Here is a 24,998-nt window from a genome sequence, read left to right as displayed (position 1 = left end):
TGAGCAGGGGTGCCGCCGACCGCGACGGCGTTGCGACTAGCCCGGGATCGTATACAACGTTAGTCGCGGGACCGCCGACGGTAGGCGGAGGTCGCCTGAGCGATGTGATCGGCGACGACCCGGCGGGCGCGCTCGGGGTCCCCCGCCTCCAGGGCGGCGCAGATCTGCTCGTGCTCGTGCCAGGAGTCGTGGGCGCGGCGCGGCAACTCGACCGCGTAGACCCAGGCGATCTTCTGACTGAGCTGGGTGATGAGATGTCTGAGGGTGGTGCTCCCGGAGGCCTCGGCGAGCACCTCGTGGAAGCGGCTGTTGAGCCGGGTCACCTCGTCGAGCCTGCCGTCGGCGACGGCCTCGAGCCCCAGCGAGGTCAACTCCTTCAGGCGGCCGAGCTGTTCGGGGGTACGGCGGAGCGCCGCTCGGGCGGCGCCGAGTGGCTCCAGGAGGGCGCGGATCTCCAGAAGGTCGGCGGCCTCATCGTCGGAGAGCTCGGCGACATAGGTGCCGACATGGGGACGGGACAGGACGAAGCCCTCGGCCTCCAGCGTGCGCAGCGACTCGCGCACCGGGACCCGGGAGACCCCGTATCGCTCGGCCAGACCCTCCTCGGTGAGGCGCTGACCAGGCAGGAAGGTGCCGCGGACGATGTCGTCGCGGATCGCGCGGCACATCTGCTGCGGCGACATCCTGCGGGTGCTGGCGCTCACATTCCCCCTCGCGGCCTGGCGGTGTTCTCACCTGGATGGTTGTATACGAACATTCTCCGCCGGTGATCGGAACCCCTTTGACGAACCTACTACAGCCCGGCCGCGTCCCGATCTCGGGTGATGTGTACCTTCCCGCCGAGCCGGGCGAGGTCTCCTGGGGCCTGCTGCCGAACGCGGTCAGCCCGCCGGTCCGCAGGGTCGTCTCGGGCACGGCCGTGTGCCTCGACACGATCAGCCATGAGGGCCTGCTGGAGGATCAGGGGCGCGACCCCGCCGCGTTCTTCGCCGCGGCCGGGATCGACGTGGTCCTCGACGACGCGGCGGAGTTGGCCCGTTCCGGGACGCACGACCCACTCCTCCATGGACCGCATGTCGTCACCGGGCCGATCGAGGTCGAGGGCGCACTGCCGGGGGACGTCCTGGAGGTCGAGATCCTGGAGCTGCGACGGCGCGCCCCCTACGGAGTCATCAGCAACCGTCATGGCAAGGGCGCGCTGCCCGGCGAGATGCCCCTGGCCCCGGACGGGTGGGATCCGGCCGTCCCGGTGCCGCCGGTCTGCACGATCGCGACCGTCGAGGGCGGCCGGGGCGCGATAGCGGTCGGCGACGGCCGCCGCCTCACCTTCCCGCTCCGCGAGTTCCTCGGCATCATGGGGGTCGCGCCCGCCACCGACAGGCCCGTGCACTCCGTTCCGCCCGGCCCGCACGGCGGCAACCTCGACGTCGGCCCGCTGGGCGTCGGCGCCAGGCTATTCCTGCCCGTCCAGGTATCCGGAGCGATGTTCTACGCGGGCGACCCGCACTTCGCGATGGGCGACGGAGAGGTCGCACTGACCGCGTTCGAGGCCCCGCTCCGCGCCACCCTCCGGCTGACCCTGCACTCCGACGCCGCCACCCGTTCCCTGGCCGCCGCGCTCGCCGCCCCCTACGCCGACACCGGCGCCGAACATCTCCTGCTGGGCCTGGACGAGGACCTCGACGAGGCGGTCCGCAAGGCCACCCGGTCCGCGCTGGCCCTGCTCGGCGCCCGATACGGACTTCCCATGCCCATCGCCCTCGCCTATCTGAGCGCCGCTGCCCATCTGCACGTCTCCCAGGTCGTCGATATCGTCAAGGGCGTTCACTTCGCCGTTCCGAAGCCCACCCTGGAATCCCTTTGACCGCGGAATCCGCCTTCGTCCCCTGGCTGCCCGTCTCCGAGGCGGCCGCGGGCCGCCGGCTGGCGGTCAAGGACGTCATCGACGTCGCGGGCCTTCCCACCGGAGCCGGCCATCCGCTCTGGCGCGAGACCCACCCCGTTCCCGGCCGCGACGCCGAGGCCGTCGCCCGCCTCCGCTCCGCGGGCTTCACCGTGATCGGCAAGACCCACACCGACGAACTCGCCTACAGCCTCGCCGGCACCAACGCCCATTACGGCATTCCGGAGAACCCCGCCGCCCCCGGCCACCTGCCCGGCGGCTCCTCCAGCGGCTCCGGCTCGGCCGTCGCGGCGAACCTGGCCGACCTGGCCCTGGGCACCGACACGGCCGGCTCGATCCGCGTCCCCGCCTCCTACACATCCCTGATCGGCTTCCGCCCCACCCACTCCCGCGCCCCTCGCTCCGGCGTCGTCCCCCTTGCCCCCTCCTTCGACACCCCGGGCCTCATCACCCGCGACCCCTTCCTCCTCCGTACCGCCGCGACGGCCCTCCTCGACCCGCCCGCGAATCGCGCGCCCGGGTTCGAGCGGGTGCTGGTGCCGGCGGATCTGCCGGTCGGTGCGGAGGTGCGCAACGCCGTGATGGACGGTGCCCGGGTGCTCGGCGTCGAGGTCGAGGAGGAACCACTGTTCGGTGCGGCGGAGGGATGGGAGCGGGCGCGGGCGGCGTTCGCGGTTGTCCAGGGGGCCGAGGCGTGGGCCTGCCATGGTGCATGGATCCGGAGGGAGCGGCCTCGCTTCGGGCCCGGCGTCGCCGCGCGCTTCGCCGCGGCGGAGGCGATCAGCGCCGATGAGCACGCCGAGGCCAGGGAGACCCTCAGGGAGGTAGCCGATCTCCTGCACCGGGTGCTGCGGGCGACCGTGGTCGCCCTGCCGACGACGCCGGGGCCCGCGCCCCGGCTGGGCGCGGCGCCGGCCGATCGGCTCGCGGTCGTCCGGCTGACGTGCCTGGCTCCGATCGCCGGGGCACCCGCGCTGAGCCTGCCAGCCCTGACGGCCGGAGGGCTTCCGCTGGGGCTGTCGCTCACTGCCTCGCCGGGACTCGACGAATGCCTGCTCGACCTCGCCGCACAACAACCCCGGCGTCTACCTGGCAGAGGTGGGCCTTGATCGCGAGCAGGCCGGTCGCGCGGCGGGCCCAGGCGTCGGCGCCACAGCCGGGCCCGCCTCCTGGCCCGCGGATGCCGCTGACACCGTGCGCCCGGCGGGCTGCGCCGTCAACTGCTGGTTGGCGGCATCCAGTCCGCCCTGCGCAGCGCCAGGACCTGGATCTGGTTGGCGTAGATCTGCACCTCCTCTACCTCGCGCAGCGCAATGGCGTGGTCGCGGCGCAGGTTGTTCAGTTGCCGCGCCATGTCCGATCTCTACGAGTTGCTGATTGCAGCTGAGCTTCCGGCAGACCCGCAAGATGAGAGGTTCTCCGACAGCGGCCGGGAATGGATGGCGAACAACGAGGCGCTGCGTCCGCAGATCTGTCGAGGCGTACACCGTGAGCCTGGAGCTGCTATCACGCTCAGCCTGGGTACCGCCAAGCCCGGCGTTCCAGACATAAGGGGGCCGTGGCGCCGGAAACGGCGCCACGGCGTTGCCCTGTGATCAGGAGCGGGTCAGCGGTGGACGATTGTGGAACCGTTGATGCAATCTCCCGAATCGTAGCTAACACCCAGGAGGTTGTGGATGGTGGCACCGATGCCGAGAACGTCAAGGTTGCGGCAAGTCTGGATGCCGATGATCTGGACATTGCTAGGGACAGGGTGATCATCATCGTGGGCGTACGCCGGCGTAGCGGCGAACGTCATGAGCGAGGCCGACCCAGCGATGCCAGACATCACCAGCTGCTTAAGCATGAGGCTCTCCATTCACGGTGAGTGCAGTCGAACGACACGCAGAGGCGAGAGCCTCCCGCGTGCAGGCAATCGCATCCCAACGTTCACCGGAAGACAAGGGTGCCAAACCGAATTTCATCGGCTGTTGATACAACCTGGCAAACCTTTTCCATGGGATCCTAGACTGCTTAGACAGCAGCAAACCTCACAGCGTCAGACTCTGGAAGGATTAATTCCCCTCTTTTGCAATGGGGCCGTCAAGAAACGCCTATCACGCGATTGACCACCGGAGAACAACACCCGCGGGCTGTTAGCGTCCGTGCCGTCCAGCCGAACGGGGGATCGTCACCACTGGTCTGGAAGACCTCTAGGAGTGTTGTCCGATGCGGCTACCGGCGCCGGCATGTCACAGGGTCGCAGTACCCCGAGGCCGGCTCCAGCCTGCGCTGATCTCCCACGCACGGCGCGTCGTGGCCACGGGTTTCCTCCTGGCGGCCGGCTGGCTGGTGGTCGCCACGCTCGCCGAGCCGGACGCTGGCCGCACCACGCTGATCAGCGGTTCTCTCAAGCGGATCGGGATCGACCGAGTCGGGGGGACGCTCGTCGCTGAGGCCGACCGCCTTCAGCGATCAACCTTGGCCGCAGTCCAGCCGCAAGCACTCCGCGTGACGGCCCCGGCTGCCTCCGCGCCGGACGTTCCGGTTCCTGAATAAGCGAGCAGCCGCTTCCTCGCATGCCACCTCGTCGTTCGAGACGCACCAGCGATCTTCCGCGGACGTGGTGCTCACGCCATTGCCGCCTGGGCGTCACCGATCGCACCCACATCGGAAAGGAGCAATAGGAATGCGAAACTGGGCCAGAAACTCTGCTCGCGTCGCTCTGGTAGTGGCGGGGGTGACCGCGAGCTCAAGCGTCGTCGGTGGTGCCACACACGCGGATAGGACGAGCGGCGACGTGAGCGTGCTCGGGGGCAACCAGAGCAACGCGCCGATCTCCGTACCGATCAACGTCAGCGGGAACTCCGCGGCGCTGCTGGGATCGGCCAAGGCCACGTCCCTCGGTGGGGCGCATGTTCACGACATGGGCCATTACAGCGAATCGATGAGGACCTCGGGCAGCCTCTCGGGGGGAGGCGGGAACCAGCTACGCGCTCCGGTCAGCATCCCGATCTCCTTCTGCGGCAACGCCCTCGCCATCGCCGGCGTCGCCAAGGCCGCCTGCAAGGGCACAGCCACCGTCACCCATCATGGCGGGGCGGGATGGGCCGATGTGCTGGGCGGCAACCATGCCCATGTGCCCATCAGCTTCTGCGGGAACGCGGCGGCGGTGTTGGGCGTGGCCAAGGCGTACTGCCAGGGCAGCGCGCATGTGCTCCACGATGGCGGGCACGATCACCACACTGACACGCCGCCCGATGACTGTCCGGATCGGGTTTCCGTCCACGGCCGGGCCAACCCCGATTGCGAGGGAACCGCGCCGGCAGATCCACCGCGGCCGGTCAAAACCCGGGCCAAGGCACCCAAAGCCAAGAAGCCAAAGCTCAGGAAGCCGAAGATCTTGCCGTCCACCAGGCGCATGGCCGAGGCCGTGGCCGAGGAGCCGCTGCCCCCCGCGGCGCAAACACTGCAGGACCTCATCCGGGCACTGGGAATTCCCATCCCATCCCCGGAGCAGGCGGCAGATTACCAGCCCACCTTGGGAGTGACGAATGGCCTTCCGGTTCACGCGATGGGCATTCCCATCCTGCGCTGATAGCACGGCTCAGGCTCCCACTGCGCCAACAAAGAAAGCTTCGAGCCTAAATGAGCTCCAGACTCTCGTTGCGCTTCCTTTGGACCGCGGTGCTCTTTACGGCCACGGTGGCTGTGAGTGCACCACAAGCGGTCGGCGATCGCACAGCCGCATCCACCATCGCCACTCTCGTAATCCCAAGGATCGGACTCTCTGAGAGGGTCCGCGAAGGCGTCGCCAAAGCCAGACTGAGACGCGCCATCGGACACTACCCCGGCACTGCCAAGCCAGGACAGCCAGGAAACGTGGCGCTACTGGGGCACCGAACCACCGGCCGAGCCCCCTTCCGTAAGCTCAATCGCCTGACCAAGGGAGACTTGATCATATTCAAGATCAGGTCACGTGCATTCCGCTACGTAGTTCGCCGCATTCGTATCATCTCTCCCTCCCGAACAAACGTCCTACACCCGGTTCCGTTCCGGGCAGGAAGAACACCGAAGAGAAGTTACGTTTCCCTGATCACCTGCCACCCCATGGGAAGTGACGCAAAAAGGCTAGTGGTCATAGGCGAATTGGTAGCCACCGCCAGGGCACCGTACGTCACCCAAGGTCCGTGAACCTCTTCTCGGCGGCTGGAGACCGGGACGTGCCGTGTCCGGCGGAGGCCGTTCACTGACGCAGCGGTATGCCCATCGGGCACCAGCCACCCCCGGGCTACCAGGCCGTGGCAGACATTGGGTCGTTTTTGCCCTATGCGCGGGTGGCCTTGGTGAGCTGCAGGGAACGAATGGTTGGGGGCAGAGGGTGTTTGGCGTCACCTCCGCTCCGGTGCGGTCGAATGGGGGCGGCGTGCTCGGCAAAGGGCCTCCAACCTGACGTAGGCGGCACGTCGCCCAGCGGTGAAGGCGGCGCGGTACAGGAAGCCAAGCAGCCCTCGGTCCACATCGCGATAATTTCGCGTGCGCTGCCAGTGGCTTGCCTTCCCGCAGTTGCCCCCACGACCTCGGCCGACACCTTCGACCGCAGTGCCATGTCCGGGTGCTGGTGGTGACCATGCCCACGCTGAACGAGACCGCAGCCACATGTCGCAGGTGCGTGGCCAGGACTCAGACGTCAACTCACTGTGACTGACTGAATGGTTACTGTCACTTTCCCCTGGTAGGAGACGCGCCGAACTCGGTTTTGCCGTAAGCGAGCCGGGGGAGGTCCGGACTGGTACTCCGTTGTGGAGGGATCCAGTGTGGGCCGCCCAGTCCGACCCCCGCGGTCCGCACCTCAACTGGCAGGGCCGGGCCCAGGGAAGGGTCGTACCCGGGCGGGTGCTCCTCCCTGGGACCGGCCCCGCCTAGGGCCGCGTCCCCCTGATCGCCTGGACGTCGGCCAACCCTTGTTTACTTTGCGTAGCTGCGGAGAGACTCTATGTCATTGGTCGTATCTCCGGAAGATCGTCACAGCGAGGAGGTGGCAGTGCGCGGACTGGTCGGCAGCTTGCTCCTCGCGGCCGCTCCCTCACCGGGCCTCCCGTCACGGGGGGCTCTACCCCTTGCCAAGTGTGCTGGTTAACCGCGTCTGTAGGCCGTAGCCCGGCTGGACATGGGCAGCTGCCCGGGAGACCCCGGTCCGGTCTCGCTCCGGCTGTGAGAGGGGTGATGGCGATGTCCAACCGGTTCAGGGTGGAGTATCGGCCTGCGGCTGACCTGCAGGACCACTACCGGTCGATGGAATCCAAGATGTGGAACCACATCCTGGTCTTTCTGGTGATCGTGGGGGCGATCGTGCTGGTGTCGAATCTGGCCACCGCCTTCATCAACGAGCGCGGGACCATTTTCCTGCTCGCCGTGGAGATCCTCGGGATCATGGTGTTGATGCTGAACCAGATCTGGACCCGGCTGGACAAGCTGGCGCACGACCAGGACAAGGTGCTGGCCATGTTGCTCGCCATCACCAATCAGCCATCGAAGCCCGGAGTTCACCCCGAGCCGGCCGAGGGACCGACGAGACCTCACGCCGGCTGACGGTGGGGTGATGCACCGCCAGGACACCTTCGGGCTCATCCACGCGGCAGACCAGCGGGCCCCCGTGGTGGTGGCGAGGGGAGGTGCGGGCCCTCTGACCTAGGCGTCTCCACCTTCGGTATGACGCGAACGGTGGCTATCGCGGGTGACGCGCGTCGAACATCGCGATCCCTAGCGTGTTGGCTCTCACGATCAAGGGAGCGCACGTGATCAAGTACAAGGGTGCGCTGGGTGGCGCACTCGCACTGGCGGTGGCGGCGGGAGTCACAGCGGACGCGCTGGCCGGCGACGACGTGTCGCGGCGGAACGCCGCCGCGGCTGTCACCGCCGCCGGATCCACCCATGCCGGGGACCACGCTCGGCTGCGCGAGCTCCTGCACCGGCTGACCACGGTCGACGGCGCACCCGGAGCGCTCGTCGAGATGCGGAACCGGCGCGGCAGCTCGGTGCTGACCAGCGGTGTCGCGGACGTGAAGAGCCGCGCGCCGGTGCACCGCGACAGCAAGTTCCGGATCGGCAGCATGACCAAGCCGTTCGTGGCGACGGTCGTACTCCAGCTGGTGGGAGAGCGCCGCGTCGTCCTCGACGCACCGGTGGAGCGCTACCTGCCCGGCGTCGTCCGCGGGAACGGCAACGACGGGCGGTTGATCACTGTCCGACAGCTGCTCCAGCACACCAGCGGCCTGCCCGACGTCGTCAAATATCTCAACCCGCAGGACGTACTCAAGGATCCGCTCGCCCACCGGGACCCTCGCGACCTGGTGAACATCGCGCTCGCCCACGAGCCGACCTTCAAGCCCGGCAAGGGCTGGGCCTACTCAAACACGGGCTACCTGCTGGCTGGGATGATCACCGAAAGGGTGACCGGCCACTCCTACGGTGAGGAGATCGACCGGCGCATCATCAAGCCTCTCAGGCTGCGTGAGACGTACGCGCCGGGCGACGGCCCGGCGATCCCCAAACCGCACCCGCGCGGGTACGCACGGCCAGGTGAAAACGCGCCGCTCATCGACATCACCGCGATCAACCCCTCGATCGGGGGCGCGGGCGCCGAGCTGATCTCCAGCGGCCACGACGTCAACCGGTTCCTGGACGCGCTCGTACGCGGCAGGCTGCTGCGCCCGGCCCAGCTCCGGCAGATGATGAAGACCCGGCCAACCAACACCAAGGGCCGGGAGTACGGTCTCGGCTTGGAGAGCAGGCAACTGCCCTGTGGCGGCATCTACTGGGGGCACACCGGTGACTTCTTCGGATTTGAGACCGCAGGCGGTGCCACGGTCGACGGCAGGCAAGCGACGGTCATGGCCAACCTCGGCCCGGGTGGCCCGGACGCGCAGAGCGACGACATCAAGGCCACCGTTCAGACGGCGCTGTGCGAGGCGCGGCGCGGCAGTCTCGGCCCGGGTGGAGGCGATGCCGGGTAGCCGGGACGCAGTGATGCGTCCCGGCTACCCGACCAGAGAAGACGACCCTCAGCCAGTCACGTCGCACCTAGCCGAGGCTCGCCCCCAGCGCGATGGCGATCATGTCAGCGGCTCGCGGTGTGGTCGAGGATCGCCGGGATGACAATGTCCCATGTGTGCCTGGGGAAGACCTCGTGGCCCGTCTGCTCCAGAGGGATGAAGCGGGCGCCGGGGATCTCAGCCGCAAGCGCGCGGCCGTGGCCGATCGGGAACATCGGGTCTTCAGTGCCGTGCAGCACCAGCGTCGGAGCGCCGATCTGGCCGAGCCGCCCTCGCCAGGGCTCGCCCGCGTCGATCATGAACGGGTTGGTCAGCTGTGCGGCGATGTCGGTGGTCCGGTCGACGACGCGTTCGGCCGCCGCGCGCATGCCGTCGGTGTCGAACGGGCGGGAGTGCGCGGCGAAGGGGCGTTCGGCCTCGACCAGATAGTCGATGACCGCGGCCCGGTCGGACCAGTCGGGCTCGTCGGGCTCGTTGGCGAAGAGCTCCTGGATCTCCTGCGACACCGCTGGCAGGTCGGGGTGCTGGTGGCCGGGGCCGCCGGGTGTGGAGGAGGCGAGCGTCAGTGAGGCCACCCGGTCGGCGTGGTCGAGGGCCAGGAGCTGGGCGACCGCGGAACCCTGCGACATGCCCACGACGTGCGCGGCGGTGATGCCGAGCACGTCGAGCAGCGCGGCGGCGTCGGCGACCAGGTCGCCGAGCCCGTAGGCGGGTGATCCGGCCGGGTAGCCGGTCGAACGGCCCGCGTCCCTGCTGTCATACCGGATCACCTGCCGGCCCCCGGCGACGAGCCGGGCTACGAACTCCTCCTCCCACGCCAGCAGGGAGTGGGCCGCGCCATGGATCAGCAGGATGGCCGGATCGGCCGGGTCGCCGAACGACTCCACGCACAGTTCCACGCCGTTGGCCTTGACGATCTGCTCGCTGCTCGACATCACATTCCTCCAGATGGTTACAGGTAAAGAGAATTTCGTACGCTCCTGCGGATGACCCGAACGCGTCAGCCAGAGGTCGCAGCAGGAGAGGGATGGTCAAGACTTGTGGATCGGCTGTCGCGGCTTGAATGACGCAGCCGGGGCGGAGGTTCGGCGGCGCAGGGCGGGGGCGACAGCCTGCTGGGCGGCGAACAGAGCGAGCCCGGTCGCCGAGCATGCCGCCCACAGCGCGGTTCGCCCAGCGTGGTCGAGCAGCGCGGTGCCGAGCAGTGGTCCCAGTACGGCTCCCAGGCTCCACGTGGCGGAGGCGACGCCCATGTACCGGCCGCGTAGGTCGGCCGGCGCGAGGTCGGCAAAGGTGGCGCCGAACATGACGGAGACGCCGATCTGGCCGAGGGTCCACACGAGGATCGCCCCGGCATGGCCGGCGCCGCTGTGCACGACAGCGCCGAATCCGCCGCCGATGCCCGCCAGCAGCATGGACACCGCCAGAATCGAGGCTCTGTCGCGACCGTCGAGCAGCCGTACCGCGATCGGCTGGACGAGGACGATCACGATCCCGTTCAGGGCGAGCACCGCACCGAATGTCCCTGGACCGTGGCCGTCGGCGGCCATGACGAGCGGGAGCGTCGAGAACACCTGCAGGAACGTTGCGAAGTAGACAACGTGGATCGCCACCATGGCGAGCATCACCGGATCGCGCAGGAGGACTGGCAGCAGCGCCCGCCGGGTCGCTTTCGGCGTCGACGGACGGGTCTCGGGAACGTGCCGCCACACGATGAACGCCGCGAGGACTGAGGCCGCTGCATTGATCCAGAACAGGATGCCGTACCCCTGTCGGACCAGGACCCCAGCGGCCACCGTCGAGACCGTGAAGCCAAGATTGGCCGCCCAGAAGAGCAAACCAAAGGCACGGATCCGCTCCTGCGCAGGCAGGTCCGCCACGGCAGCCGATCCCACCGGGCGGAACAGCTCCGCCATCAGCCCCACACCGACGGCAGCCGCACAGATCGCCGGCATCGTTTCCGCCGAGCCGAGCGCGACCAGCGCGACGGCTGTGCCCAAGAACCCGACCAGCATGGTGTTGCGTCGACCGATCCGGTCGCCCAGCCAGCCGCCCAACAGCTGCGACACGATATCTCCGGCGCCGACCGCCGCGATCACCGCTCCGGCCGTCGTCGGCGAGAGTCCCCGTTCCTGGGTCAGATAGAGCACCAGGAACGCCCGCGCCACCCCGCCGGCCCGGCTCACGAAGTGCGTGGCCGTGAGCGCCCATACCAAGCTCGACTGCCTCAACCGCACCCGAGGCGATCGGAGTTCGATCGCCGGCGTGACAGGAGCCTGTGTGCTGTGCGTTGTCATGCCGCTGACGTTAGATGCGCCTTCGCATCGAGAAAAGCGATTGTTTCCGATCGAGTCGATCGCCAGAAGCTATACTTGGGCTCATGGTCGATGTGGAACTGCGGCACCTGGCGACGATGGTCGCCATCGTTGAGGAGGGCACGTTCGGACGGGCGGGCGCGCGGCTCGGCTACACCCAGTCGACGATCAGTCAGCAGATCGCCGCGTTGGAGAAGTCCGTTGGCGGCCCGGTGTTCGACCGGCCGGGCGGTCCCAGGCCGGTACGGATCACGCCGCTCGGCGCCGTCGTCCTCGAACAGGGACGCGAGGTGCTGGCGAAGGCCGAGGCGCTGGCCGATGCCGTTGAGCGATTCAAGGCCGGCGATGGCCGGATCGACATAGGCACGTTCCAGAGCGTGTCCAACGTGATCCTGCCGTCGGTCATGCGCCGGCTGCGTGACGAGCACCCCGGCTGCGAGATCAGGCTGTCCGATATGCCACCGGATCCACAGATCGGCGACCTGGACCTGCTGTTCTCCGACGGGCCACTCGACGGCGACCTCGAGCACGTCAAGCTGGTCGACGATCCCTACCTGCTGGTGGCCCGGCCGGGCGACCTCCCCGATGGCCCGGTATCGCTGAAGCGGCTCGATGGCAGACCGATGGTGGGCTGCCATGCAACCTGCGACCAGGTGTGGATGGACCCGGCACTCGCCGATGCCGGTGCACGACCGCAGATCGTCTTTCGCTCCCCGGGCAACGAGACGATCCTGTCGATGGTGCGAGCCGGGCTGGGATGGGCGGTGCTGCCGCGCCTTGCCCTCCACGGATCCGGCACCCGGTTCGACGACCGGCTCGCCCTCCACGAATTGCGGCCGGCACCGACCCGTGGGATCTACCTCCACTGGCCGGCCATTTCTTCCCAGTCCCCACTGGCCGCACGGGCGATCGAGATCGCCGTCGAGGTCGCCGCCGACCTGACCGAGCAGCCCCTGCCGGCCGCAGCCGACCACAGCTAGGCCACCGAATACTGGGCTGTTTGATCGCTGCACCGGCTTCTACCGTGGCGCAGACGAGCGAGGCGGTGGTCGCCCACGCCTCCGACGTTCGCGTCCTGCCTGGTCAGGGTAGAGGTGAGACATGTGAGAAGGGGGATCACATGGCAGCCACCGTAGTAGCACGCAAACCGGCCGAGGGAGACGCCTTCTGGTTCCTCGGCGGCCTCTACGAGGTCAAGGTGTCGAGTGAGGAGTCGGACGGCGAGATGGTCATCATGCAGATGACCATCCCCGAGGGCGGGGGACCGCCGCCCCACACCCATCCAAGTGCCGAAACCGTGTACGTCCTGGACGGCACGATCCTGTACCACATCGGAGAGGAGACGGTTGAGGGGGAGCCGGGCTCGATCTTCCAGGTTCCCGCTGGAGTCTTGGAGAACTTCGAACCGACCAGCCTCGCGCGGGTGCTCGTCGTGTACACGCCGGGCGCCAACATCGACAAGTTCTTCGCGGAGGTCGGTGAACGGGCGCCCGTCCGTGATCTGCCGCCGTCGGCCGAGGCCCCGGACATGGAGCGGCTCATCGCCGCAGGGGCCCGGTACGGCGTGGAGATGAGACCACCGGCCTGAGGTGCGTGGCGCGCGCCGTATGCGGCGCGCGCCATCCGCTCCTCCGCGGATTCGGCGCGGACGTCGACGGACAGCCCCCATAGGCTGACCGATATGGACCACTCCGAGCGGACCATGATGATGCGCACCTCGCTGACAGGCCTGTCGGTCGGTGACGCGTTCGGCGACCAGTTCTTCCTTCATGCCAATCGCCACCTGACGGCGACGGATGACCCTCCGCCGCCCTGGGAGTGGAGCGATGACACGGAAATGGCCTGCTCGGTCGTCTCGTGCCTGGAGGCCAATGGGCGCATCGACCAGGATGTTCTCGCTGCCGCCTTCGCCACGCGTCTCGACATGGGGCGTCGTTATGGGGCAGGGGCCCTCGAACTCCTTGAACGCATCCGTGACGGACACCCTTGGCGGGCAGCCTCGGTCGAGTCTTTCGGCGGCAACGGCTCGTTCGGGAACGGCGCCGCCATGCGCGTCGCCCCCTTGGCCGCGTACTTCAACGGCGACCCCGCACGTGCAGCCAGCGAAGCCACCCTGCAGGCCGAGATCACCCACTCCCACAGCGAAGGAATCGCCGGCGCGGTAGCCGTGGCCGTGGCCGCCTCCATCGTTACCGACTGCACCGCCGTTGCCGACTGCACCGCCGAGGCTCTGCTCGAAGCCGCCCTCGATCACACTCCCGGGACCTACGTTCGTCGTGGCCTTGAGCAAGCCCGCAAACTCCCGGAGGCCACCCCGGAGCAAGCGGCGCATGCGCTTGGCAATGGCTCCCGGATCACTGCCCAGGACACCGTGCCCTTTTCGCTCTGGGTGGCCGCTCGGCACCTCAATGACTATCCAGCCGCAATCCGTGCCTGCGTCGCAGTCGGCGGTGACATGGACACCACCGCCGCAATCGTCGGCGGCGTCGTCGCCATCAGAACGGGCATTGACGGCATTCCCGCCGCGTGGATCGACTCTCGAGAACCGCTGCCCAGTTGGCTGGAGACAGCATCGGATCCTGCCTGACCCTGCCGAGCAGCGACGTGAACGGAACGTTCAGGCGCGCCTGCGGGCATGTCGCTGACCACGCCGCCAGCACCAGCGCGCGTAGAGCTCAAGCGACCAGCGTCGTGCGAATCCGAACACGCGCGGAGGGCTGAGGCTGGTCTCCTTGTCACGAGCGGGCACGGATTCTCCTGGTGGCAGAGGGAGCAGTGGGAAGCGTGGCTCCGGCGTTGGCTCGGGCGGAGGCGGAGCCCTTCTGCGACCTACGAGAGACATCGATGCAGGTCTCCCCGGTTTCGCGCACCAGGAATCCCTGGTGTGGCACCGAGCCCGCTCAAGGCCAGCAATGGTTCTCTGCGAGAACGGTGTGGCAGTCGCGCAGACCGAGCCGTTGGGCGGGCCTGTGGGAGCGGCAGACACTCAGGAGTCGGGCAGTTGTCTCACGCGGAATGATGCGTGGGGCGCCGACCGCGTTGTGCGGCGGCGCCCCCTGCGGCGGCTCTGGTTATTTCGTTGCCACGCTCTTGTCGGCCTGGGACGACGGGACGACGGTTTTGGGTGGGGTCGTCCGGCGTTGTTTGGCGAGGTTTTCGGCGATGCGCTGGGCGGCGAAGGAACTGCCGTGTACGAAGCGCATCACCGGACCGAAACTCGCGGCGGCTGTGAGGCCGGCGAAGTAGAGACCCGGGACGGAGCTCTCGAAGTGGCGTGACAGGGCGGGCGATCGGTGCCGCAACTGCAGGCGCCGGCGGAGCTTCGGGTCCAGGATCGTGATCTTGTCGATGTCGGGGACGTAGCCGGTCGCGGCGATGATGTGGTCGGTCTGGGACAGGTGGATGCCGCCGTGACTGGTGACGGTCGAGAAGCGGGCTCTGCCGTTGCTGGCGCCGGCTTCGACGATACGTTCGCCCAGGCGGAGTGTGACGCTGTGGCCCATGCGTTCCCTCAGCCACCAGGCGCCGGCCGGGCCCATTGTGTTCTTCACGATCCTCTGGCGCGTCCGGTCGGGCAGCGCACGAGTCGTGGCGGGGTGTTCTGACCAGAGCCAGGTCCGCCATCCACGCCCAAGGCCGGATTGGGGACCGCGGAAGGCTCTGCTGACCCACGAAGGGTCGGGCTGGGGGACCGCGTTCCAGGCCAGTTGGTCTTTGCGGGAGAGAACGGTGGGGCGCGCCCCTGCCTCGGCCAGCAGGACTGCGGTTTCCAATGCCGATTGCCCTCCGCCGACAACCGTGACTTCGCGGTCGGCGAATCGGCTGAGATCGTGATGCTCGACGCTGTGTGTGAGGAGCTCACGGGGCAAGCCGCTCAATTGTGCAGGCACATGGGCGAACTGGCGCACACCGATGGCGATGACGACGGTCAGGGTCCGGACTTCCTCGCCGGTGCTCAAGGTCGCGATAAAGCCGGGGTTAGTGGCCTGGACATGCTCGACCTGGACCTTCTCAATGCCGCGGACCGCGTGCTCGGCGAACCATTCGCCGTAGGAGATGAACTGCTTCAGCGGAATCGGCTGGCCCATCGACCAGCCGGGATGCCTGTCGAGGAAGGAACTGCCGGGTGCGGGTGAGCTGAGGTTGGACGCGAACGGCTCGGATTTCAGGAGCATGCCGGCGGGCATGTGATGTTGCCAGAAGTCCATCGGTGTCCCGATGACGCGGACGCTGAGCCCGCGCGCCTGCGCGTGGGCCGCGATCGACAGGCCGTAGGGTCCCGCCCCGACGATCAGAGTGTCGATGAGTGAGTCGTTCACGAGGTTCCTTCCTGAAATGCGGGATGAACGCGTCAGCGGCGGCGGCCGCCTGGTCGTGCGCGGGTCAGGGCACCTGCCAGGCTGAGCTTTCCCATGACGAAGAACGGACGGGGGTCGTCGGCTGCCCACCAGGCCAGTTCGTCGGCTCGGCGACCTCGGCGGATCGTGCTGAAGGGGCGGGTGAACGTGGCGAGCGTGTGCTGCGCGTACTGGTTCTCCACGATCAAGGTCCGTCCCGGCGCCGGGCGCGGCCGCGGTACGCCGCGTCCTGACTGGTCCAGGTGCAGGGCCCGGACGAGGTCGAGACACTGGCGATCCTGGAAGAGGCGGAACTGCGCGCCGAGCCGGGGGTTGAAGTCCAGCAGGTGGTAGGTGCCCTGGTAGGGGTCGGAACAATCGGCGCCGTCGGTGTCGAGGCGGAAGTCCAGGTCGACCAGACCGGTGTAGCTCAGGGCGCCGACGATCTCGTGCGCGAGCCGTTCCAGGCGGGGATTGAGCACCCATTCCCCGGCGACGGTGTGACCGGCGTGGGCGGGCCTGGCCACGTGCTTGCGCCCGGTGCCGCCGAACAGGCATTTGGAGGACGCGTCGAAGTACCCGTGAAAGAACCAGTCGCCTCCCGCGGGCGGAATGCGGCGCTGCAGGATCAAGGGACCTGCCGCCTGGCTCGCCGGGTCGTGTGTCCTGGCCAGCAGGCGTTGCGCCTGCTGGAGCGTCGTCACCAGCATGGTGCTGCGCAGGCCGGTCGGCAGGAGCCAGGGCCGTGCCCATTTGGCGATCAAGGGTAGGCCGAGCACGTCGACGGCTTCGCGGAGCTCGGCGCCGGTGGCGGGAGTCCGGCTGGGCGGCATGGCGATGCCGTTCCGCCGCCCGGCCTCCAGCAGCGTCGCCTTGTCGGCGACCATGCGGGGGGTGCTCGGCCACTGCGGCGGGAAGACGAACCTGGTCTTCAACTCAGCGGCGTTCTCGGCGATGTAGATCGCACCGGCGTCGTCCAGCGGAATCAGCAGGGTGGGGCGGCCGATCCGCGTGGCGATGCCGTCCAGGTATCTGGCCAGCGAGTCTCCGAGGTGGGGAGGCGGGCCCCAGCCGTGGCAGCGGTGCAGGTATCGCGAGGTGCCGGCGGGAGTGATGCCGGGTTCGAGAATGGCGTGGACCTCGACGCCGGCCCGGCCCAGTGACCTGATGGCCGCCAAAGTGCCGTGATGCAAGGGATATCGATTGGTGCGCAGCAGCAGAACGGGCAGCCGGCAGTCGAGTTGGGGCTCGGCCGACTGCGGGGAATCACGCAGCATGGGACATCTGGCCAATTCTCCTAATTCTGTACATATGCGAGGCACCTATAGAGCGAGCAAAATATTTTCACGGCACCGGGGTGCGACAGTTCGTCGCAACGCCCGCCGGGCATACGGTACGCATGGCGCCTGACCACATACGCCCCGCCTATGGACGATTCTATGGAGGACGGAAGCGACAACTCCTGAGTTTCCTTAAAAGTGGTACGACCTGTGCTTCGATTTTTGCTGCGATGGCAGTCAGCTCGTGCGTCACAACGGATGCGTCAACAAGCAGGGCACGCACTCCCGTCGCCTCAAACCCTCCGCTGGGGGCATTCTTGGGCTCTGGCGCCGAAGGGGTCGCGAGAATAGGCGGGTTTGAAAAATGGCTTGGCTCGCCGTTCAAAGTCGGGCATACCTATCTCCCCGGAGAGACCTGGGCGGGGATCGAAGGTCCGCCGGAGATCATCACCCCGTGGGCGCAGTGGCGGGCCGAGGACCCGTCCCGCCTGCTCGTGGTCAACGTGCCGATGGTCGCACCGAACGAGGTGATGATGCCCGATGCCGTCGTGGCGTCCTTCCTGCGCGCGGGTGCGTCCGGCAGATTCGACGAGCACTTCCGGCGGCTCGCCGAGCGTCTGGTAAATGCCGGAGTGCCGGATTCGATCATCATTCCCGGATGGGAAATGAACGGCACCACCTACAGCGGCCGCTGCCGTCCCGATCCCGCGATGTGGAAGGTGTATTGGCGCCGGATCGTCCAGACGATGCGATCGGTCACCGGCGCCCGGTTCCGCTTTGACTTCAACCCCACGCGCGGCCTCGACGCCATACCGTGGACGGAGTGCTATCCCGGCGATGACGTCGTCGACATCATCGGTTCGGACAGTTATGACCAGCCTCGTGGGCAATCCTTCGCGGATTTCATCAAGGAGCCGTACGGACTGCAAGCCCAGGCCGACTTCGCCGCCGCCCACCGGAAACCGATATCGTTCCCCGAATGGGGATTGTTCCACAACTCCGACAATTCAGATTATGTCGAAGGAATGTATAAATGGATGGCGTCTCACAACGTTCTCTATCAGACGGTCACCGATTATTGCCCGCACGGGGTGTGGCAATGCGCCGCCGAGAATCCCGGTGCGTCCGCGGCCTACCGGAGCCTCTTCGGGGGCCAGCTGGGCAATGTTTCCAGTCCCACGCCCGACCCCTCCTGCGACCCCACCCCGTCAGCCGTCCCCCCCACGCAGTCGGCTGCGCCACCCGCACTGGCGGCTGTGCCACCCGCGCCGTCGGCAACCCCGTCCGCTTCCACACCGTCGGTTCTCACTGCCTCGCCGCAGGCCATACCTCCCACGTCATCCGCTGTCCCCGCCACGCCGCCAATCGTCCCTCCCACGTCATCGGCCACCCCTGCCATGCCGCCGACCGTCCCTTCCACGCCGCCGGAAGTCCCTTCCACGGCGTCGGCCACGCCTCTCACGCCTTCGGCAGCGCCGACTGCCACACCGCCGGTGATCCCTCAGACGCCGTCGACCGCCCCTTCCACTCCATTGCCAACACCGGCTTTGCCATCGCCTACGCCGGGCCCCCCGGTAGCGCCCGTGACGTCCCCAACGGCGGCTATCCCGGCTCAGGTTCCGCTGCAGCAGCCCGCTCTGCCGCCATTGGCGACAACGACCCCGGCTTCGTCTCCTACGGCTGAGACCGCGGCCGCACCCAGCGGTGGCGGCGCATCGGCAACCGCAGAAGTCACCCCGATAGCGACACCCGGGTTGAGCCCGATGGCAACGCCTGGCCCGAGCCCAGTCCCCTCGGTACCCGATGCGTCGCTAGTGCCCGGCCACCGACAGGGGTGCCACGCCGTCGCCGGATCTGGCACGTCGGCCACCCCGAGCAGCAACAGCGGCGGTGAGGTCGCAGAGCCGGTCAAGGGTGTCGCTGAGGTCAAAGACTGAGGCCATTTGTGCGCCTGCAGCGCCTTCGGCGTCGGCCAGGTCAGGCGCGACGAGCCGTTCACCCACGGCCTTGGCCAGCGCATCGGGGTCCTCAGCCGGGACAAGTTCGCCCGTGCCGCAGGTCACGACCTCGATCAGCCCGGGGATGGCCGTCCCCACAAGGCTGCGGCCGGCGGCGAGGGTCTCCAGCGCGGCCAGCGGCAGCCCTTCCCACCGCGAGGGCATCACCACGACGTTGGAGGCCGCCAGCCAAGGACGCGAGTCGGTGACCGCCGGCACGAACTCCACCGACTCCGCCTGAGGACGCGACGGTGTCAGGGCGTCGCCATCGGAGTCCCCAACGATCGCGAGCCGAGCTTGCGGGCAGCGGGCGAGCACCGCTGGCCAGGCAGCCAGCAGAACGTCTTGGCCTTTTTGTCGGCTGCGGCGGCCGATGCACAGGGCCAGGGGCACATCTGCCGGGATGCCGAGAGTCAGCCTGGCCGATTGCCGCTCCGCAGGGCTGAACGGATGGAATGTGCTGAGGTCGACTCCGTTCCGAACGACGACAAGAGGACCGCGGACTCCCACGTTCTGCCCCTGGTGCAGTTCGCCCTCGCCGACACACACCAGTGCATCGCAGCGCACCGCCGCTGCCTTCTCCCAAGCTTTGCTGGCTCGGGCGAGCATGGCGCTTCCTGGCAGCCACGACCAGCCGTGCGGCTGGAAGATGAGCCCGTACTTCCGATGGCGACGCGGGCTTAGGAGCCGCCCAGCCAGACCGGCTTTGGCCGAGTGCAGGTGTACGACATCGGGTGCGAGCGCTTGCACGATGCGACGCAGCCGCCAAGCCTCGGTCAGGGTGTGAAGGCCTGGGGCGCGTTCAGCCTGCCAGACCAACACTGGTATGCCGGTAGGCCCGAGCCGCTGAGCTAGCTGCCCCTCCTGCGGGCAGGCGACCGCGACCTGCCAGCCTCGCCGCCGTTGCTCGGTTGCGGCTTGGGCCACATAGGTCGCGACTCCGCCGGTGGTCGGCTGAGTGACATGCAGGATGCGCAACGCTCGCCCTTTCCCTTTGCCGGGGGAACTGTGCGCCGGGCCGGGGCAAGAGGCCATCAGCGGCCACCTGGCCGTAGGCCGGTCGTTTGACTTTGTCGACATCGGTGCTTGAGTCCGGTGAGGAACGTCCGGCATACGGCGCCGGCGCCGTATGCCCACGCCTGGTGGCCTCGTGCCAAGCCTCCGGCTCCGCCGCCGCCTCTGCTGGGCCGGGCCGGTCTGCGGCTGGTGACTTCTTGGCTCATGCCTTCCTAGCTTGTGACCTTGCGGCTTGTGACCTTGCGGCTTGTGACCTTGCGGCTCGGGAATTCTTGGCTCGCGGCTTCTTGGCCCGTGCCTTCTTAGCTTGTGCAGGGCCAGGTGGGGCGGGATCCCCTTGCGCAGGATCCCCTTGCGCAGGATCCCCTTGCACGGGAACGGCCTGGCCGGGTTTGGCATCGGCCAGTTCGTCCTCCGCGAGGCCGCCTTCTGCCGGGGCGGCTTGGGCGCAGGCAGTTTGGACGGACGCGGGTTGGGCGGACGCGGGTTGGGCGGGCGTCGGTTGAACGGGCGCGGGTTGAACGGGCGCGGGTTGGACAGGCGCGGGTTGGACGGGCGTCGGTTGGACGGGCGCGGGTTGGGCGGGCGTCGGTTGGATGGGCGCGGGTTGGGCGGGCGTCGGTTGGACGGGCGCGGGTTGGGCGGGCGTCGGTTGAACGGACGCCGCTTGGGCGGAGGCTTCTTGTGTGGCGTCGGGGTGGGCGGCTCGTACGGGTGGGTCGGGTTGATGCCGTTCAGCGAGAGCGTTCTCGTGGGCTGGCCGTGGGCGAGGCCAGGGTGGCTGGCCGCCGGAACGCCGGAATCCGGGCCAGCGGCGGTCCCAGCCGGTGGCGGCGATCAACATGGCCAGCAGCACGCCCGCGGCCGTTCCGACCAGCGCACTGACCGGCAGGTTGGGGCCCGAAGGAAACTTTGGCGGGGCGGCGGTGTTCATCAGCACGACACGGACTCCGGTGTCGATGCGGTGCGTGTTCCCGTACTGCGTCAAAGCGCTGGCCGCGGCGTTGGCGAAGGTGGCTGCCCGCTCGGGAGTCCCAGCAGATCCGGTGAGGCGGATCAGCGGGGCATCGGGTGAGGTCGATACCTCCAGGTGCTTGCGGGCGCTGTTCAGGGATGCCGGTGACAGCGGTGGTGTGGCGAGTACCAGCGTCTCCGCCAGAGTGGCCAGCCGGCCGTAGGCCTGGGCGAAACTGTTGGCGCTTGGTCCCGCATTCTCCGGTGCCGTCACCATCACGTGGGCATGGGCGCTGTAGGTCGTCGGCCTGAGGCCGCCATAGCCGAGGCCGCCCAGCAACCCGAGCAGGACTACTGCTGCCAGCAGCCCCGCACGGGTGAGCGCAGACGTGGTGTCGGTTTGGGGTTGAGGCATTTGTGGCCCTTTCACGCTGGAGAAACGCTGGATGGAACGGATGAGCTGATCGCCGCCGGCCCGTGCTCATACAGCCGGACCAGGGGTTCGATTTGCCGAGTGATGGCGTAGTGCGTGACGGCCGGCGGGGGACGCAGGCGAGCGGCCGGCCGCCGGGCGGCCTGGCTGATCGCGGCACGCCAGGCCGACTCCCGTGGTGGTAGCCGTTGCGCTTGCCGGGCCGAGTCGGGAGGCAGGTCCGTCAGGGCGGGGCATACCGAATACAGCACGGGCAGCCCACAGGCCAGGGCTTCGAGCACGCTCATCCCGAAGGTCTCCTGCGTCGAGGGCGCCGCGTACAGGTCCATCGCCGAGAGCAGGGCAGGGACGTCAGCGCGATCTCCGGTGAAGATCACACGCTCGGTCACCCCGGTGGCTGCGGCGAGTCGTTCCAAGGTGGTGTGTGCCGGGCCCTCGCCGACGATCAGCAGCCGCCCGCGCTCGGTGTGCGGAAGCGCGCGGATGAGCACGTCCAGGCGTTTGGTCTCCACCAGGCGGCCCACCGATCCCACGATGAACTCGTCGGGGTCGATTCCCAGATGCGCGCGAGTCGCGGCGCGCTGCCCCGCGTCGAAGGAGAAGGCCTCCGCGTCTATCCCGTTCGGCAGGGTGAGCAGCCGGCTTGCCGGTACGCCCCAGCCACGCAGGCGGCGGGCCACAGTGGGGGAGACGGCGATGGTGGTCTCGCCTAGGTATTCGGTGGCACGGTAAAGCAGGCGTACCGCAGTGCTGGTGCGGCGGCCTTCGATGTGGCCGTCCCCAAGCGAGTGCTCCGTGGCAATCACCCTGCGGATCCCGGCGATGCGGGCGGCGAGCCGTCCGTGGATGCAAGCGCGATACAGATGTGTGTGCACCACGTCGTAGTTGCCACGACGCATCAGCCGAGCCAGTCGGGGCACCGCCCGCAGGTCTGTGTTGCTGCGCATTCCGATGTGATGCACGTTGATCCCGGCTGCCCGGGCCGCCGGGGTGAGGTCTCCGGTGCGGGTGAGCACCGCGATGTCACAGTGCACCGGAAGGTGCTGCGCCAGCAGCAGCAGTTGTTGTTCGGCGCCGCCGCGGTTCCAGCCGGTGATGACATGCAGAACCCTGGTCATCGGCGCACGTTCCAGCGCAGGTGATGGCGGGCAAGCTTGGCCCCCAGCCGCAGCTGGCCGTCCTTTTCGCCGATGTAGGTACGGGGGATGGCGTGAGGGCCGGGGTGTTCTCCCCAGATAGTGCAGCCGTAGTCGTACCCGACTTCCCGGACCGCGCTGATGACACGGGGTTCGACGTGCCCGTAGGGGTAGGCGAAGCCGGGCACGCGCCGGTCCAAGATTTCCTCCAGGGTTGCCCGGCTCTGTTTGAGTTCCTGCTCGAGCCGGTCGTCCTCAAGCGAGGGCAATGACCGATGCTGCGCTCCGTGCGAACCGACCTCCATTCCGCAGCGCACCACGGCTCGGAGCTGGTCTTCGTTCATGAGTGGTTTGCGCGGCCCCTCGTCCCAGGCGTTCACATCGCCGATGCGCTCGGTGACCACGAAGACGGTGGCGGTGAATCCAAAGCGCACCAGGATCGGAACGGCGTGCCGGAGGAAGTCGGCGTATCCGTCGTCGAACGTGAGACCGACCAGCTTGCGGGCTTGGCCGGCCCGCTGGGCGTCGAGCAGCTCGATCATGCTCACTCCACGGCGGCCGCTGCTCTTCAACCAGCGCATCTGCCGTTCGAAACGACCGGGCGACACCGTGACCAGATGCGGGTCGTCCCCCCGGCGGTCCACAGAGTGGTACATCAGGACCAGCGGCATCCGTACGGTCGGCGTGCGTTCGGTGGCTTTCTTCTTCATCGGCCCCCCATGGGTCCTAGTCGGAACGGAGAGATCGGAGCGCGCGCAGGTTGCCGAGGGGAGACCAGGTGGTGCCCGCCAGAGCCAGCACCGCGACGAATACGGCGCACACGACAGCAAGGTTGGTGACGAGGAGCGGGATCGCCGCGCTGTGGGGCGCCAGAACTGCCGTGGTCGCCGTGGCGGCAGCGCCAGCGCACACGGCGGCGACGCCCAGTTTGGCGATGTCACCGGCCACGACACGCAACGAGATCCGGATCCTGCCGGTGCGCAAGCCGGCCAGTAGTGGGGCGGCCGCCAAGGTGATGCCGATGGCGTTTGCGGCGGCCAGGGCGGCTGCTCCGGTGGCGGCGGTGAGTGCAACCCCGAGCACGATGGTGACTGCGGGCCCGAGAGCAACGGCTGCCGCCGGCCGCCACCCTGGCTGGCTCTGCGCGAAGTAGGCGCGCGCGCAGACGCCGAGTGTGGCCTGCCCCCATAGGCCGAGGGAGTAGATCTGCAGCAGGGTCGCGGTGCGTGTGGTGTCGGCCGCGGTGAATCGTCCATGTTCGAACAGCAACTGGATGATCACTTGGGCCGATCCGATGAGGTAGGCGGTGGCCGCCAGCACGATGGCGCTGGCGATCACCAGATCGGCCTCGACGCGGGATCGCACCTGCCTGGTGTCACCTCCCGCACTGTCGCGGGCCAGCCGCGGGAAGGTGACCGTCACTACGAGCAGGGACAGCACCATCGGGACTTGGGCGACCTTCTGGGCGTAATTGAGGTGAGAGATCGAGCCGGCGGCCAGGCTTGAGCCGATGAACCGTTCGGCGAGTGTCTGCGCCTGGCGCGTCAGGGTGAAGACGACGACCGGAATGACAGCGGCCCACGCAAGGGCTGCCGCAGGCGCGGGGGCGGGTACGGGTACGGCCGAACGCGCAGGCACGGCTTCGACCGGACCGGAGATCAGTTCAGCTGAACGGGTGGCTGCGCCCTCGTCCGGACCAACAGGATCAGGATCACCCAGATCCGTACAGGCAGGCTCGGTCAGACCAGCAGAGACAGGCTCGGCTGAACGGATAGAGGCGGGCTCGGCTGAACCGATAGAGGCAGGCTCGGTCAGACCAGCAGAGGCAAGTTCGGCTGAACCGTTAGAGGCAGGCTCAGCCGAACGGGCTGTAGCAGGTTGGGCCAGACCGGCAGGGGCGGGTTCGGCCGGTCCGGTGGGAGCAGGTTGCGGAGGGTTGCGCAGCTCTCTCAGGAATGCCGGTAGTTGTATGGCGACCATCAACACGCTGCCCCAGGCGACGCCGGCTGCCGCACTGGTGATGCCGAACGAACTGGCGCCGGCGGCGATGACCGTAAGGATTCCCAGGTTGTAGGCGAGGTAGATGCTCGCGGGCGGCCCGAAACAGTGGTGCGCGCGCAGGGTCGCGCTCATGAACCCGGCGACCCCGAAGGTCAGGATCGTGACGGCGGTGAGGCGCACGCACAACACGGCGGGACCGGGGTCGTGCAGTCCCGGTGCCAGGACCTCGACCAGGAGCGACGCGCCAAGGATGGCTGCCAGCATGGCCAACGCCAGTCCGGCGGCCAGGCGGGGCAGGGCGGCGGCGATCAGCGGCCGGGCGCCGTCGGGGTGCTGCAACCGCCGGGCGACCGCAGGAACCATGATCAGGGCCATGGCGTCCTCGATGAGCAGGGGAGACATCGTTTCGGGCACCGTCCAGGCCACCAGGAACGCATCAGTGCTGCTGCTGGCTCCGAACAGGTGCGCCATCGTCAGGTCCCGCACGAACCCCAGGGCCGTGCCGCAACAGATCAGCACGGCGGAGATGCCGGCGGCCCAGCCGATCGAGGAAGCGCGGCCGAGCCGGTGGGCCGGCGGCGTCACCATTGC

At 68.2% G+C, this 24,998-nt stretch carries 22 protein-coding genes and 1 pseudogene; 11 read left to right on the top strand and 12 right to left on the bottom strand.

All coding sequences use genetic code 11. The annotated features are described in order from the left end of the window. Positions 1-59: 59 nt before the first annotated feature. On the bottom strand, positions 60-704 hold the full coding sequence (locus ACH34W_RS39075) for a GntR family transcriptional regulator (protein WP_395966229.1): 645 nt from the start codon (positions 702-704) through the stop codon (positions 60-62). 77 nt (positions 705-781) lie between these two features. Between ACH34W_RS39075 and ACH34W_RS39070 the strand changes: the two genes are divergently transcribed. After that, the gene (locus ACH34W_RS39070) at positions 782-1,864 is read left to right on the top strand and encodes an acetamidase/formamidase family protein (RefSeq protein WP_395966228.1); all 1,083 of its coding nucleotides are present in this window, start codon (positions 782-784) and stop codon (positions 1,862-1,864) included. Further along, positions 1,861-3,012: an amidase family protein gene (locus tag ACH34W_RS39065; protein WP_395966227.1), complete on the top strand. Its 1,152-nt coding sequence runs from the start codon at positions 1,861-1,863 to the stop codon at positions 3,010-3,012. The genes ACH34W_RS39070 and ACH34W_RS39065 overlap by 4 nt, the downstream gene beginning before the upstream one ends. A 107-nt stretch (positions 3,013-3,119) precedes the next feature. Here ACH34W_RS39065 and ACH34W_RS39060 read toward each other — a convergent pair whose 3' ends face one another. After that, complete coding sequence (locus ACH34W_RS39060) at positions 3,120-3,257, bottom strand: hypothetical protein (protein ID WP_395966226.1); 138 nt, start codon at positions 3,255-3,257, stop codon at positions 3,120-3,122. A gap of 252 nt (positions 3,258-3,509) precedes the next feature. Next, a complete protein-coding gene (locus ACH34W_RS39055; protein ID WP_395966225.1) occupies positions 3,510-3,749 on the bottom strand; it encodes a hypothetical protein in 240 nt (79 codons plus the stop codon). Positions 3,750-4,198: 449 nt separating this feature from the next. Between ACH34W_RS39055 and ACH34W_RS39050 the strand changes: the two genes are divergently transcribed. The 5 genes from ACH34W_RS39050 (at position 4,199) to ACH34W_RS39030 (ending at position 8,898) form a co-directional block, all read left to right on the top strand. Beyond that, positions 4,199-4,441 carry a hypothetical protein gene (locus tag ACH34W_RS39050; RefSeq protein ID WP_395966223.1) on the top strand — a complete coding sequence of 81 codons (243 nt, stop codon included), beginning with the start codon at positions 4,199-4,201 and terminating at the stop codon, positions 4,439-4,441. Between the two features lie 130 nt (positions 4,442-4,571). Then, positions 4,572-5,480, top strand: coding sequence for a chaplin family protein (locus ACH34W_RS39045; protein ID WP_395966222.1), 909 nt, complete (start codon positions 4,572-4,574; stop codon positions 5,478-5,480). Between the two features lie 50 nt (positions 5,481-5,530). Continuing rightward, positions 5,531-6,076, top strand: a complete 546-nt coding sequence (locus ACH34W_RS39040; protein ID WP_395966221.1) for a sortase — start codon at positions 5,531-5,533, stop codon at positions 6,074-6,076. Positions 6,077-7,114: 1,038 nt separating this feature from the next. Further along, positions 7,115-7,474, top strand: a complete 360-nt coding sequence (locus tag ACH34W_RS39035; protein WP_395966220.1) for a hypothetical protein — start codon at positions 7,115-7,117, stop codon at positions 7,472-7,474. A gap of 206 nt (positions 7,475-7,680) precedes the next feature. Further along, entirely contained in the window at positions 7,681-8,898 is a 1,218-nt protein-coding gene (locus ACH34W_RS39030) for a serine hydrolase domain-containing protein (protein ID WP_395966219.1), read from the top strand. A gap of 104 nt (positions 8,899-9,002) precedes the next feature. On the opposite strand, the gene ACH34W_RS39025 is transcribed toward ACH34W_RS39030, so the two are convergent. Next, the gene (locus ACH34W_RS39025) at positions 9,003-9,872 is read right to left on the bottom strand and encodes an alpha/beta fold hydrolase (RefSeq protein ID WP_395966218.1); all 870 of its coding nucleotides are present in this window, start codon (positions 9,870-9,872) and stop codon (positions 9,003-9,005) included. A gap of 96 nt (positions 9,873-9,968) precedes the next feature. After that, complete coding sequence (locus ACH34W_RS39020; RefSeq protein ID WP_395966217.1) at positions 9,969-11,234, bottom strand: MDR family MFS transporter; 1,266 nt, start codon at positions 11,232-11,234, stop codon at positions 9,969-9,971. Positions 11,235-11,248: 14 nt separating this feature from the next. Here ACH34W_RS39020 and ACH34W_RS39015 point away from each other — a divergent pair, with 14 nt between their 5' ends. From ACH34W_RS39015 to ACH34W_RS39005, 3 genes are all read left to right on the top strand, one after another. After that, the gene (locus ACH34W_RS39015; protein ID WP_395966216.1) at positions 11,249-12,232 is read left to right on the top strand and encodes a LysR family transcriptional regulator; all 984 of its coding nucleotides are present in this window, start codon (positions 11,249-11,251) and stop codon (positions 12,230-12,232) included. 140 nt (positions 12,233-12,372) lie between these two features. Further along, complete coding sequence (locus tag ACH34W_RS39010) at positions 12,373-12,840, top strand: cupin domain-containing protein (protein ID WP_395966215.1); 468 nt, start codon at positions 12,373-12,375, stop codon at positions 12,838-12,840. A 93-nt stretch (positions 12,841-12,933) separates the two neighbouring features. Then, positions 12,934-13,839 (top strand): ADP-ribosylglycohydrolase family protein, encoded by a 906-nt coding sequence (locus ACH34W_RS39005; protein ID WP_395966214.1) that lies wholly within the window; start codon positions 12,934-12,936, stop codon positions 13,837-13,839. A gap of 484 nt (positions 13,840-14,323) precedes the next feature. On the opposite strand, the gene ACH34W_RS39000 is transcribed toward ACH34W_RS39005, so the two are convergent. Both ACH34W_RS39000 and ACH34W_RS38995 read right to left on the bottom strand, forming a co-directional pair. Continuing rightward, positions 14,324-15,571 carry an NAD(P)/FAD-dependent oxidoreductase gene (locus ACH34W_RS39000; protein ID WP_395966213.1) on the bottom strand — a complete coding sequence of 416 codons (1,248 nt, stop codon included), beginning with the start codon at positions 15,569-15,571 and terminating at the stop codon, positions 14,324-14,326. 32 nt (positions 15,572-15,603) lie between these two features. Then, positions 15,604-16,866: an ATP-grasp domain-containing protein gene (locus ACH34W_RS38995; RefSeq protein WP_395966212.1), complete on the bottom strand. Its 1,263-nt coding sequence runs from the start codon at positions 16,864-16,866 to the stop codon at positions 15,604-15,606. 122 nt (positions 16,867-16,988) lie between these two features. On the opposite strand from ACH34W_RS38995, the pseudogene ACH34W_RS38990 reads away from it, so the two are divergent. Further along, a pseudogene (locus ACH34W_RS38990) lies at positions 16,989-17,747 on the top strand (glycosyl hydrolase); the annotation flags it as partial. 933 nt (positions 17,748-18,680) lie between these two features. On the opposite strand, the gene ACH34W_RS38985 reads toward ACH34W_RS38990, so the two are convergent. The 5 genes from ACH34W_RS38985 to ACH34W_RS38965 all read right to left on the bottom strand — a co-directional run bounded on the left by ACH34W_RS38985 (position 18,681) and on the right by ACH34W_RS38965 (position 24,995). Continuing rightward, positions 18,681-19,844 carry a glycosyltransferase gene (locus tag ACH34W_RS38985; RefSeq protein ID WP_395966211.1) on the bottom strand — a complete coding sequence of 388 codons (1,164 nt, stop codon included), beginning with the start codon at positions 19,842-19,844 and terminating at the stop codon, positions 18,681-18,683. A gap of 241 nt (positions 19,845-20,085) precedes the next feature. Further along, a complete protein-coding gene (locus ACH34W_RS38980; RefSeq protein WP_395966210.1) occupies positions 20,086-21,252 on the bottom strand; it encodes a hypothetical protein in 1,167 nt (388 codons plus the stop codon). An 11-nt stretch (positions 21,253-21,263) separates the two neighbouring features. After that, complete coding sequence (locus ACH34W_RS38975; protein ID WP_395966209.1) at positions 21,264-22,388, bottom strand: glycosyltransferase; 1,125 nt, start codon at positions 22,386-22,388, stop codon at positions 21,264-21,266. Next, positions 22,385-23,116: a polysaccharide deacetylase family protein gene (locus tag ACH34W_RS38970; RefSeq protein WP_395966208.1), complete on the bottom strand. Its 732-nt coding sequence runs from the start codon at positions 23,114-23,116 to the stop codon at positions 22,385-22,387. The genes ACH34W_RS38975 and ACH34W_RS38970 overlap by 4 nt, the downstream gene beginning before the upstream one ends. A 16-nt stretch (positions 23,117-23,132) precedes the next feature. Next, complete coding sequence (locus ACH34W_RS38965; protein ID WP_395966207.1) at positions 23,133-24,995, bottom strand: lipid II flippase MurJ; 1,863 nt, start codon at positions 24,993-24,995, stop codon at positions 23,133-23,135. Positions 24,996-24,998: the final 3 nt, after the last annotated feature.

Origin of the sequence: Actinomadura sp. 6N118, assembly GCF_044326415.1 — a bacterium.
Taxonomy (GTDB): Bacteria; Actinomycetota; Actinomycetes; order Streptosporangiales; family Streptosporangiaceae; genus Spirillospora.
Note: the sequence above shows the minus strand (reverse complement) of the source record. Positions and strands in the feature narration are given on the sequence as shown.

Coding starts and splice junctions, on each gene's coding strand:
- ACH34W_RS39060 (WP_395966226.1), bottom strand. CDS start 3,257: ATGGCGCGGCAACTGAACAACCTGCGCCGCGACCACGCCATTGCGCTG.
- ACH34W_RS39055 (WP_395966225.1), bottom strand. CDS start 3,749: ATGCTTAAGCAGCTGGTGATGTCTGGCATCGCTGGGTCGGCCTCGCTC.
- ACH34W_RS39045 (WP_395966222.1), top strand. CDS start 4,572: ATGCGAAACTGGGCCAGAAACTCTGCTCGCGTCGCTCTGGTAGTGGCG.
- ACH34W_RS39040 (WP_395966221.1), top strand. CDS start 5,531: ATGAGCTCCAGACTCTCGTTGCGCTTCCTTTGGACCGCGGTGCTCTTT.
- ACH34W_RS39035 (WP_395966220.1), top strand. CDS start 7,115: ATGTCCAACCGGTTCAGGGTGGAGTATCGGCCTGCGGCTGACCTGCAG.
- ACH34W_RS39025 (WP_395966218.1), bottom strand. CDS start 9,872: ATGTCGAGCAGCGAGCAGATCGTCAAGGCCAACGGCGTGGAACTGTGC.
- ACH34W_RS39020 (WP_395966217.1), bottom strand. CDS start 11,234: ATGACAACGCACAGCACACAGGCTCCTGTCACGCCGGCGATCGAACTC.
- ACH34W_RS39015 (WP_395966216.1), top strand. CDS start 11,249: ATGCGCCTTCGCATCGAGAAAAGCGATTGTTTCCGATCGAGTCGATCG.
- ACH34W_RS39010 (WP_395966215.1), top strand. CDS start 12,373: ATGGCAGCCACCGTAGTAGCACGCAAACCGGCCGAGGGAGACGCCTTC.
- ACH34W_RS39005 (WP_395966214.1), top strand. CDS start 12,934: ATGGACCACTCCGAGCGGACCATGATGATGCGCACCTCGCTGACAGGC.
- ACH34W_RS38995 (WP_395966212.1), bottom strand. CDS start 16,866: ATGCTGCGTGATTCCCCGCAGTCGGCCGAGCCCCAACTCGACTGCCGG.
- ACH34W_RS38980 (WP_395966210.1), bottom strand. CDS start 21,252: ATGCCTCAACCCCAAACCGACACCACGTCTGCGCTCACCCGTGCGGGG.
- ACH34W_RS38975 (WP_395966209.1), bottom strand. CDS start 22,388: ATGACCAGGGTTCTGCATGTCATCACCGGCTGGAACCGCGGCGGCGCC.
- ACH34W_RS38970 (WP_395966208.1), bottom strand. CDS start 23,116: ATGAAGAAGAAAGCCACCGAACGCACGCCGACCGTACGGATGCCGCTG.
- ACH34W_RS38965 (WP_395966207.1), bottom strand. CDS start 24,995: ATGGTGACGCCGCCGGCCCACCGGCTCGGCCGCGCTTCCTCGATCGGC.